Origin of the sequence: Streptomyces sp. NRRL B-24572, assembly GCF_002156145.1 — a bacterium.
Taxonomy (GTDB): Bacteria; Actinomycetota; Actinomycetes; order Streptomycetales; family Streptomycetaceae; genus Streptomyces; species Streptomyces vietnamensis.
On sequence record NZ_MWIG01000113.1, the window covers coordinates 1 to 9,868 of the forward strand.

Genomic DNA, 9,868 nt, shown 5'->3' on the forward strand with positions numbered 1-9,868 from the left:
GCGCGGCAAGCACGGAGCCGCCGAGGTGAAGCTGGCCGGCGACGGTGAGGGCTTCGCGGGTCGAGTCGCCCGGGCCGAGCAGCCTGTGGCCGGAGCCGACCAGGCGCAGGCCGATGCCGTACTCCCCTTCGCGGAAGTAGACCAGTCCCCGGAAGTACTGCCGCATGGCCGCCAGGCAGGGATCCGAGGCCCGCTCCGCGGCCCAGCCGAGCCGGTCGAGGGCGACGCTGGCAAGATCGAAGTACCCCAGCTTCACCGTGACGTCGTGCGCGGTGCGGTAGGCGGAACCGAGGGCCCGCCACAGCTCCGTCGTCGGCGAGCGCCAGCACAGGGCGGTCAGCTCCGTGATGACGTCTGGAAGGGCTGCCGCCGCCGCGTGCAGGTGGGTGGCACGGACATGGGCACACAATTCCTCGGTGGCGGTGACGAGCTCCTCGGCCGTGCGCGTGGTGACCTGGGGATCGTCGCCGAGGTCGTACAGGTCGAGGGACTCACGGATCGGCCGGATCAGCTCCGCGAGCCGGTCCTCCTGCATCTGCGTCACGTACGGCTGACCCGTCAGCACCGTGACATCGATCCGCAGCGCTCGCGCGACGGCCGCGACGAAGTCCGAGGACGCCGGCCGGGCTCCGCACTCGACCTGGGTGAGCCAGCTGTACGAGTACGGAATCCGGTCGGACAGCTCCCGCTGCGTCAGCCCCGCCAGCCTCCGCTGCTCCTTGATCCGCGTACCGGTGTGGTCCCCGTCCCGCGTCGGCATACCGGACTCCCGTCTCTGACCCGTCTCCAAGAACGCTACGCGCTGCTCTCTGCCGCCACAGGTTGATTCACAAGGGACTCCGCCGAGTTGGTGGCCGCCTGGCTGTGATCGGATACCCTCATGACCACTCCGACCCTGTACCTGTTCAGCAGCGCAGCCCCGCCCGTCTTCGACGTCGCACGCGTCATCGAGGAGGCACAGGCCGACGGCTGGGACGTATGCCTCGGTCTCACCCCGACGGCCGCCCGCTGGCTCGCCGACTCCCTCGACGGCCTCGCCGCCCTCACCGGCCACCCCATCCGCTGGGACTATCGCCTCCCCGGACAGCCGGACGTATGGCCGAGGCCGGACGCCGTGATCGTCGCGCCGGCGACCTTCAACACGATCAACCAGTGGGCGCTCGGGATCACAGACAAGTGGCTCGTCGGCGTGGTCGCCGAGGGCATCGGCAAGGGCATCCCCATGGCCATGATGCCGTGCGTGAACCAGGCGTACATCGCACACCCCCAGTTCGAGCGCTCGATCGACACTCTCCAGGGAGCCGGGGTCCGGGTGCTGTATGGCGAAGGCGGCTTCATCCCGAACGAGCCGGGCCAGGGCAACCCCGCCACGTACCCGTGGCGGGCCGCCCTGGACGCCGTCGCCGACGTCCTCGGCTCGACCTCCATCGCCTAGATTCCTTCCCGCCGTGCCGGAACGGAGTGCACGGGCAAGGCCCTGTCACTGCGACCCGCGGGACGCAGAACGGCCGGGTCCGCCCCCACCTCACCCAGGCCCTCCTTTTGCTCCCCGTGAAGACGAGGCCCTGGAACGGATCAGGGGGCTTGAGGCTGGGAATCGGCCGTGAGCTTGAAGGCCCCAGCGCGGGGTCGCTCCGTCCAGATGGTGCGACCCGGGCGTTACGCCCTGCCGCCTATTGCCGGGCGAGGGCCTGGTTCATCTGGGTCATGACGCCGAAGACCGTTCCGATGGCCGCCACGATGCCAGACGCGGCACCATGAGGCGAGCTCGGCCGCTGTGTGGAGGACGAGGTCAGGGCCGGCGGCGGTGAGGTCGTCGACGTCGGCGTATCCGTAGCTGACGGCGACGGCCTCCAGGTCGGCGGCGTGGGCGTGACGGATGTCGCTACCGGTGTCGCCGATATAGGCGGTCGCACCGTATTGCCGGTGCATCAGCTGGAGTTTGAGCGCCTTGCTACCGGCCTCGTCCCGCGAGAGCAGCACCCGCGGCATCGCGTCCTCGTCGAGATTCCGTCGCAGCAGGCGTTCGACCGTGGTGCCGTGGCTGCCGGTCACGATGCCGTACCCGGCGCGGCCCGCAAGATCACCGAGGACGCCGACGAGGTCAGGCATGACGCCATGCCCGTCTTCGTCGGCAGTGAGGTCGGTGAGCCCGGCATGCCGCTGCCAGAACAGCTCAGCCGCCTCGTACGGGATCCAGCGGGTCAGCGACTGGCTGAGCACGCCCTGATAGATCTGGGGCAGCTCGTCCGGACCGGCCAGGTCGGGCAGATCCCACAACTCCATCTCGCTGCGGGCGGTCTGGTAAGCGCGCCAGGCCCGTTCGCGGGAGTCGTGCAGGACGCCGTCGAAGTCGAAGATCAGCACGTTTCCTCCAGCTGGACGAGGGGCACGCCGCACCAGGCGAGCAGGTGGGGGTGGGGGAGCCGGGCAGCGAGGTCACCGAGCTCGGCGGTCGCGTGCTGCCAGGTCGAGGCGGGGCCGAGCGGCGCCAGCAGCAGGGTGCTGCCGGCCTGTACCGGCTCGAACCGGCCCTCGGCCCACCGGGTGACCGCTTCCTCGACGTTCCGGGTATCGATCCGCGGAGCCTTGGGTGCCGGACGGCCTCGGAAGGGCAGCATGGGCTGGAGTAGAGCCGCGGGCTGGTGCCGCCACCTGCGAAGCACCGGCGTCCGTGAGCTCACCGGAATGTGCAGTGCTTCCTGCAGGACGAGCGCGGCGTCGATCATGGCCCGCTGGAGACGGTGCGCCTCTCTCGCCGTGGCTGCTGCTCGCTCCGGGTTGTAGGTGCGGGGCAGTTGTTCACCCCGGGCGACGCCGTAGCAGAGCATGGCCGTCGCGAGCGCCGGCAGGCAGGAATCATCGTCGGGAAGGCGCTGGTCGACGGCGGCGGCCACCGTCTTCAGGTCGGTGCCGAACGCGACGATGAGGGCGGCCAGGTCGACGAGCGGGGTGAGCAGTTCGTTGTCGCGGCGGTAGGCGTGGGTGAGGTGGCCGGTTTTGCGCAGGCCGCCTTCGGCGTCGATGAGCCACTTCTCTGCCTCGCACCGGCCGTCCGGCACCGAGGACCCCATCGACATCACCCAGCGGTGCAGCCGGGGCAGGACCATCCCTGGGTTGCCGCTAGTGAGCGCGGTGGCGACCGTCTTCAAGGCCGCCGGGATGGGAGCGGGAGCGCGCAGGCTCATCGCAACGGGGAGCTGGACGGAGCGGTCCAGGGCGTAGCCGACTGCGTCGTCGAGCCAGAAGTCCCCACGCGGGGGCAGCTGGACGGACGTGCTCAGGTCTTCGCTGATCACCATGGCTGGTGCGACACCCACGGTGGCCGGCGTCAGAGCGCTCGACAACGCGGTGGCCGTCGCGCGGGCCGCGTCACCGAAGATGCCGGGCGGAACCCAGGACGCCACCACCGGTTGCCGGCCGTGCCGGGTCGACAGGGTGAAGGCGGCCCGGGCGGGGGAGCGGCGCCGCAAGCCCGGCCATGCGGCCAGTGCTGAGTTCTCCCTCCCCGGCCGGAAGCCCACCACGCTCACCGGCGCTTCGGCGCGGCCGAGCCACGTGGCCTCCTTGACCAGGTAAGTGTCGAGGGCGCCCGAGGCGAGGCGGCGGGTGGAGGCCCAGCGGGAGCGCGGCAGGACGGTGACCGAGATGCCGGCGTCCCGCAGCGGTTGGACGTCGTCGTCACGGAAGACCGGAACAAGGACGTCGGCGTTGCCGGGCTCGGCCAGGCGCTGCGCGAGGGACACCAGGGTCCGGCCGGTCAGCGGCGGGTCGTCCACCAGCAGGACCCTGCGCTGGCCAGGCGTGATTCGCTCGCCCGGTCGTACGGAGGCGAGGTGGACGTCGAGCCCTTCGCGGGCGAGGCGGGCGGCGACGAGAGGAGCGAGATAGGCCCCGCCCGTCCGCACGCCCACCACCGCGACCGGCCACCCGCTCGACCGGGCTGACAGCCACCGCTCGGAGAGCTGGACGATGTCGGGCCACTCCACGCCCTGGATGGCCAGGGACGCCGGGAGGCGCACGATCGACTCGTCGCTGGTCAGCTCACATGGCACGAGATCTGCGTCTGGGGCGGCCACCTGCATCTCGCCGCGGATGAGCCGCCCGGCGGCGCGCAGGGTGGAGGCCCGCAGCCGCTCGGCCGTCGGCAGGCGACGGTCTTCGGCCCGGCCCCAGAGTGCGGCGAGCGTCTCGTAGCAGCGCAGGGCGCTGACCGCCTGGCCCTCGCTCGCGACGAGGTCGCGAGCGAGGGCGCCGACGGTCAGCGGCCTGACAGGGACCGTGGTCATGCGGTGGCCTCGCGGCGGGCGACGGCGTGCACGAGACGGCCGAGCTCCCGGTAGGGGCTCCGGATGGAGGCGGCCCACTCCGTGGCCAGCGCCTTCTGGAAAACGTCCTCCTCCGGTCGCCAGTCATTGCCGAGGTGGTCGTGGAAGATCCGCACGCCCTGCCAAGGCAGCGGGACCAGGCCGTTGTCGCTGGCGAGCTGGTTCAGACGGTAGGGGGCGTCGCCACGCGTGATGATGCCAAGGTTGCCCATGCTCGCTGCCTGGGTGATCTCGATCTGGGCCAGGGCCGTGTCGTACTGGCCGCGCAGGGCTTCGCGCACTCCGACAGCGAGGGTGTTCTTGGTGAGAACGCTGAGGATGCCGCCGGGGGCGACGAGCCGGGCGAGATTGGCGATGGGCTCGGCGGAGTCGGGCAGGTACATCACGACGCCGTGGCAGCACACCGCGTCGAAGACCTCGCCGTCGAAGGGCAGGTCGTAGATGTCGGCCTCGACGAGCCTCACGTCCTCGGCCAGGCCGGCCGCGGCCAGCTTCTCCTCGGCGCGCTTGAGCATGTCGGAGGAGACCTCGGCCCCGGTGACGTGATGCCCTGCCGCGGCCAGGCGCAGCACCATCTCGCCGTCGCCGCAGCCGACGTCCAGGACGCGGGCGGGCTTGTCGCCGAGCTCCTCAAGGACGCGGCGCGCCACGATCTCGTGCCGCAGCCTGCCGCGCCCGCCCTCGGAGTAGGCGGCGTAGTCGGTGCCGACGGTGCCGAAGTCGCTGGATTCGGTGTTCATGCGGAGAACTCCTTCTTGATCTGGGGCCAGTGCTCGACGAAAAAGCGGAATGAGGGGTAACGGTCGCCCGCCAGCGCGGCGCCGGCCTCACCCGCGGGGGCGAACGTGCCGGCGCGTAGGGCCTGCCGGATGCGGACGAGGCTCGGTATCCGCTGGGCCAGCTGCGGCACGCGCGCGCGGGTCTCGGCGTACGGGAGCCACGCGGCGAGCTGGGCGGGACTCATCTCCTCCCACACCACGACGTCGAGCAGCCCTTCGCCCAGGCGCAGGGCGACCAGATGCGGCACCGCGGTCTTTCCCGGCCCGGCACCCCGGTGTCCCAGCGGCGTGACCCGCCCGGGATACCCGGTGCGCAGGTCGGTCAAGTGCTCGGCGAATACGGTCCCCAGGTGGCACGACAGGCAGGGGCAGACCGAGTCGGTGCCGGTCAGATCGTTGAGGGCGAAGATCCGCTCACCCATGCCCGCTCCCCGTCGCCGTGGTGATGGCGGGGCCGTAGAGCTGGTAATAGGCATCGACGATCCCGGACTCGGCCAGGATCTCGTTGGTGGCGGCGAGGTTGTGTCCAGGCTGCAGCCGCTCGTCTCCCTGGGCCACCGCGACCGCGCCGACGGCGAGCCCGGCCATCACCAAGTCCACGTACCTGTTTGACAGGCTCTCGGCGAAGTGGAAGTTGATGGGCATGCCGTGACCCACGACGACGATCTCCGACCCCTCGGGGAACAGGTAGCCGGTGCCCAGCACGCCCCGGTCCCGCACCGCCTTGCTGCCCTCGCGCAGCTCGTCCAGCGCGAACTCGTAGTTCCGGCTCGTGGTGCTGACCAGGAACGAACGAGGAGGTAGGAGCCTGGCCTGCTCCAGACCGAAGCTGCGGCTGCCGACGCAGCCGATGACCAGCCGCGGTTGGTGGGAGTCCACCAGCTCGGTCAGCGACCGGCCGGTGAGGAAGCCTTCCTCGTGTGCGGCGACCAGGCGGGTGATGTCGGCGTCGAACACCGCCACCCGCATCCGCCGGCTGTCCAGGACGCGGGCCACCTCGCGGCCGATCCGGCCGAAGCCGAGCACGAGTGCGGCCTGACCCTCGAACTTCTCGTCCGGCAGCAGCCGCAGGGTGTTTCGGACCGCGGCGTCGGCGATGCCGTAGGACTCGATCATGCCCTTCATGTCGCTCTCGGCCACGCTGAACAGCGGGAGCGGGAGGTCGAACCCGGCCAGCTTCCGGATGCCGGAGGTGGTCTGCTCCACGAGACCGATGAAATGCCCGGCACTCTTGGGAAGTTCCTTCAGCACCATCGGCAGGACGTATCCTCCGTCGTCCATGACGATGCTGCGCTTGCCCGCCGCGGTCACCCGCGACACATGGTCCTCCAGCCCCGCACGCAGGTCCCGGTAGCGCCACACCGTGATCCCGAGACGCTGCACGAGGTGGGCGTCGACACGGCGGGAGTTGGCGTACTGGTACTCCTTGTCGATCACCGTCATGTGCGCCGGATCGACGCCGAGCTCGACCAGGCTGTTGACCAGGACGAGGAAGTCACGCATGTGGTGGATGGTCAGTACCAGCCCGACGTCGGCGAGCGGCTTGTTCGGCCAGCGCTCCGGCAGCGTGCTCGTCAAGGGCAGTTCCGAGGTGACGGCGGCCATCTCCGAGTCGGTGAACGGCAGATGTGTGACGGTCTGGAAGAAGAACGTCCGATCGCGGAGGTTGCCCTTCTCGAAGCTCGCCACGATCCGGTGGGTCCGGTCCGCGACCGCGGCGGGATCGGCCGGCGCGGCCAGCGCCAGACGCCCCCGTCCGCCGTCGGCGAGCGCGCACACCCACGATCCCTGCTCGTCGTCGAAAAGCATCTCGCGCACGAAGGGAGCGGCACGCAGGCGCTCGACGAGCGTGTCGGTCAGCTGCTGGGCCTCGGCCTTGCGGCCGACGAAGTCGACCGAGTGGACCACGGGCGACTCCAGAAGAAGGGACATGGATTTCCTCTCAATTCAGATGGGACCGATGGTGAAGTGCCGGGCTTAGCGGTCGCCGGGCGGTGTGAAGATCAGGCAGCGGCCCAGGACGGTCATGCCGCAGGCGACGAACGGCGTCGGATCGTCCCGTGTCACCGCGCGCACGACCTCCAGGCCCTGGCGGGCCGCCACCGTGTGCGCCGCCCGGATCAGCGGCCGACGTGCGCTGGGTGCCGCCCACAGCTCCGCCAGGAGCAGCTCGCTGCTGGCTTCGTTGTGCTGGGCGAGGGCCAGCAGCAGCGATCCGGTCTGCGGGTCGAGCAACAGGTGCTCGGGCTTGAACCGCGCGTCGTCCTGCCATCGCCGGAGCGTCGCCTCAGCGAACCCGTCCGGATGCCCACCGAACTGGCGCGCCGCCGCAGCAACGTACCCATCCAGATCGTCGAACCCGACGCCGTTGCCGGCGATCGCCGTACTCCCCGTGAGCGGGACACCGCGCAGGACGGTCACCTCGTGCAGCACACACCACTCCGCTCCTGCGAAGAACTCGGCGGCGCCCGGCCGGTCCACCGGCACATCCGTGGTCACCAGCGGCCACACGACCAGTCCGGTGACCTCTCGCAGCAGCTGCGAACCCAGACCGGACCGGCGTACGCGCGGATCGACGACCGGCCCCCACAAACGGGCGCGAACCTCGTGGGGTTCGGGGTGCCGGACCGCGCACCATCCGACCAGCTCCTCGTCGGCCCTGGCGAGCACGAGTACCGGAGGCGCGCCGGTCAGAGCGTTCGTCAGTCTCGACCGCACCAGCGAGGCACTGACCGGGCGGTCGTCGCTGAACCCCGTGATGCCCCGCTGTCCAACGACCGCGAGCTGCTCACACAGCCCGTCCGACAGGGCGCCCGCATGTACGGCGATGTCGATGGAATCGGTGCTCATGCCGCCTCCCCGGGTCCTGCGAGGCCAACCGGGCGGGCCGTGAGGTCGGATGCTGCCGTGGCGTTGGCCGTCTTCGACGGCTGCTCTTCGGCAGAAGCCATGTCCGGGATCGTCACCGCTGCTCCAAAGTCGCGGGAGTCGTTGGACTCATCAGCGACCATGCAGCCGACCAGCGTCAGACCGATCAGGTTCGCCCCGATCAGGACGAGGCCGGAGGTTCGGCCCTGTGAAGCCCGGTGTCGCCCCCGGGTCTGCCTCAGCCCACCCGCCGGTAACGAAAACGAAGCACTCACCGCCCGATCACCCCTGCAGCGATCCGGCGCCCCTGAGAGGCGCGGGCGGTTGCGACGGCCCGGATCGCCTGGATGACAGCGATGTGGGAGAACCCCTGCGGGAAGTTGCCCAGCTGGCGCTGGTGCTGGACGTCCCACTCCTCGGCGAGCAGGCCGAGGTCGCTGCGGATCCGGAGCAAGCTCTCCAGGAGGATCTCGGCTTCGTCGACGCGGCCGATGGTGCAGAGCGCCACGATCAACCACCCCGAGCCGATGAGGAAGGTGCCCTCGTCGCCGGCGAGGCCGTCGACGCCCGGCACCTCGCCCCCGGTGCGGTAGCGCAGCAGGAACCCGCCCGTCGTGGACAGCTCCTGCTGGATCGCCTCGACCATGCCGATGACCCGCTTGTCGTCCGGCGGCAGGAACCCGGTCGTCACGATCTGTAACAGCGAGACGTCCAGCTCCGTCGAGCCGTACGACTGCGTAAAGGTGTTGCGTTCCTCGTCGTATCCTCGCTCGCACACCTGCTGGTGGATCGCGTTGCGCAGCTCACGCCACCTCTGCAGTGGCCCGTCGGCACGGCCACCCTCGATGAGCCTGACAGCACGGTCGACCGCGCACCAGGCCATCACCTTGGAGTGCACGAAGTGCCGGCGCGGACCACGGACCTCCCAGATTCCCTCGTCCGGCTGCTCCCAGAGCATCTCCAGGCACGCGACGAGGTCCGTGATGATCGGGGCTACGACAGGAGCCAGCTCCGGATCGTGCTCCTGGGCCGCGTACAGGGCGCCGACGATCTCGCCGTATACATCGAGCTGTAGCTGCTTCGCGGCTCCGTTCCCGATGCGGACCGGGGCGGAGTTCTCGAAGCCAGGCAGCCAGCCGAGCTCGGCCTCGGTCATCTCTCGGCTGCCATCGACCCGGTAAATGGCCTGCAGGTTCTCGGGCCGGCCGCCGATAGCTGTTCGCAGCCAGCCGATCCAGGCCCGGGCCTCCTCCACGTAGCCGCAGCTGAGAAGGGCTTCGATCGTCATGGCGGAGTCACGAGGCCAGCAGTAGCGGTAGTCCCAGTTGCGCTCGCCGCCGATTTCCTCGGGCAGCGAGGTGGTCGGAGCAGCCACGAATCCGCCGGTCGGTCCGTACTGGAGGGTTTTCAACGTGATGAGAGAGCGCTCGACCGCCTCCCAGTGGGGTCCGGAGTACGTGGACTTGGCCGTCCAGCCCGCCCAGAAGTCCTCGGTCTGCTTCAGCAGCCCTCCCGGCGCGGGAAGCGGGGGCGGCTCGTCACCCCCGGGCTGCCACGCGAGCGCGAAGGCCAGTTGTTCGTCCTTTGCGACGCTGAACTCGGAGATCAGGTCGCCGCCGGACGCGCGGGTGGGGGCGTCGGTGTCGAGCCAGAGGCGGCCGTCGCCCAGACCGACGCTCGCCTGGCGGCCGGCGATGTCGAGCCGCGGAACAGCCCGGCCGTAACCGGGGCGGGCCCGAAGGACGGACCGCATCGGGACCCGGCCGCTGACGCCCTTGACGATCCGGACCAGTTGCGTCACGTCGTCCTTTTCGGTGAAGGGCATGAAGTCGAGAAGCTGGATGGTGCCGGAGGGAGTGATCCAGGTGGATTCCAGGATCACTCCCTCCGGCA

At 70.2% G+C, this 9,868-nt stretch carries 9 protein-coding genes; 1 reads left to right on the forward strand and 8 read right to left on the reverse strand.

Translation table 11 applies throughout. From position 1 onward, the window contains the following. Window positions 1-760: helix-turn-helix domain-containing protein (locus CCN56_RS07075; RefSeq protein WP_143664447.1), on the reverse strand; the 760-nt coding region annotated here is incomplete at its 3' end. Between the two features lie 120 nt (window positions 761-880). Between CCN56_RS07075 and CCN56_RS07080 the strand changes: the two genes are divergently transcribed. Continuing rightward, complete coding sequence (locus tag CCN56_RS07080; protein ID WP_086824653.1) at window positions 881-1,435, forward strand: flavoprotein; 555 nt, start codon at window positions 881-883, stop codon at window positions 1,433-1,435. Between the two features lie 224 nt (window positions 1,436-1,659). Here the strand turns inward: CCN56_RS07080 and CCN56_RS07085 are convergent, their stop codons facing one another. The 7 genes from CCN56_RS07085 to CCN56_RS07115 form a co-directional block, all read right to left on the reverse strand. After that, window positions 1,660-2,367 carry an HAD family hydrolase gene (locus CCN56_RS07085; RefSeq protein WP_179199724.1) on the reverse strand — a complete coding sequence of 236 codons (708 nt, stop codon included), beginning with the start codon at window positions 2,365-2,367 and terminating at the stop codon, window positions 1,660-1,662. Beyond that, window positions 2,361-4,289: a phosphoribosyltransferase gene (locus tag CCN56_RS07090; protein WP_086824657.1), complete on the reverse strand. Its 1,929-nt coding sequence runs from the start codon at window positions 4,287-4,289 to the stop codon at window positions 2,361-2,363. The genes CCN56_RS07085 and CCN56_RS07090 overlap by 7 nt, the downstream gene beginning before the upstream one ends. Next, a complete protein-coding gene (locus tag CCN56_RS07095) occupies window positions 4,286-5,068 on the reverse strand; it encodes a methyltransferase domain-containing protein (RefSeq protein ID WP_086824659.1) in 783 nt (260 codons plus the stop codon). The genes CCN56_RS07090 and CCN56_RS07095 overlap by 4 nt, the downstream gene beginning before the upstream one ends. Next, window positions 5,065-5,529 (reverse strand): hypothetical protein, encoded by a 465-nt coding sequence (locus CCN56_RS07100; protein WP_086824661.1) that lies wholly within the window; start codon window positions 5,527-5,529, stop codon window positions 5,065-5,067. The genes CCN56_RS07095 and CCN56_RS07100 overlap by 4 nt, the downstream gene beginning before the upstream one ends. Continuing rightward, window positions 5,522-7,039: a hypothetical protein gene (locus CCN56_RS07105; protein WP_086824663.1), complete on the reverse strand. Its 1,518-nt coding sequence runs from the start codon at window positions 7,037-7,039 to the stop codon at window positions 5,522-5,524. Before CCN56_RS07105 ends, CCN56_RS07100 begins: the two co-directional genes overlap by 8 nt. A 45-nt stretch (window positions 7,040-7,084) precedes the next feature. Continuing rightward, window positions 7,085-7,957 (reverse strand): GNAT family N-acetyltransferase, encoded by an 873-nt coding sequence (locus CCN56_RS07110; RefSeq protein ID WP_086824665.1) that lies wholly within the window; start codon window positions 7,955-7,957, stop codon window positions 7,085-7,087. Window positions 7,958-8,246: 289 nt separating this feature from the next. Beyond that, window positions 8,247-9,868, reverse strand: a 1,622-nt coding sequence (locus tag CCN56_RS07115) for a glycoside hydrolase family 15 protein (RefSeq protein WP_086824667.1), incomplete at its 5' end; no start/stop codon positions are given.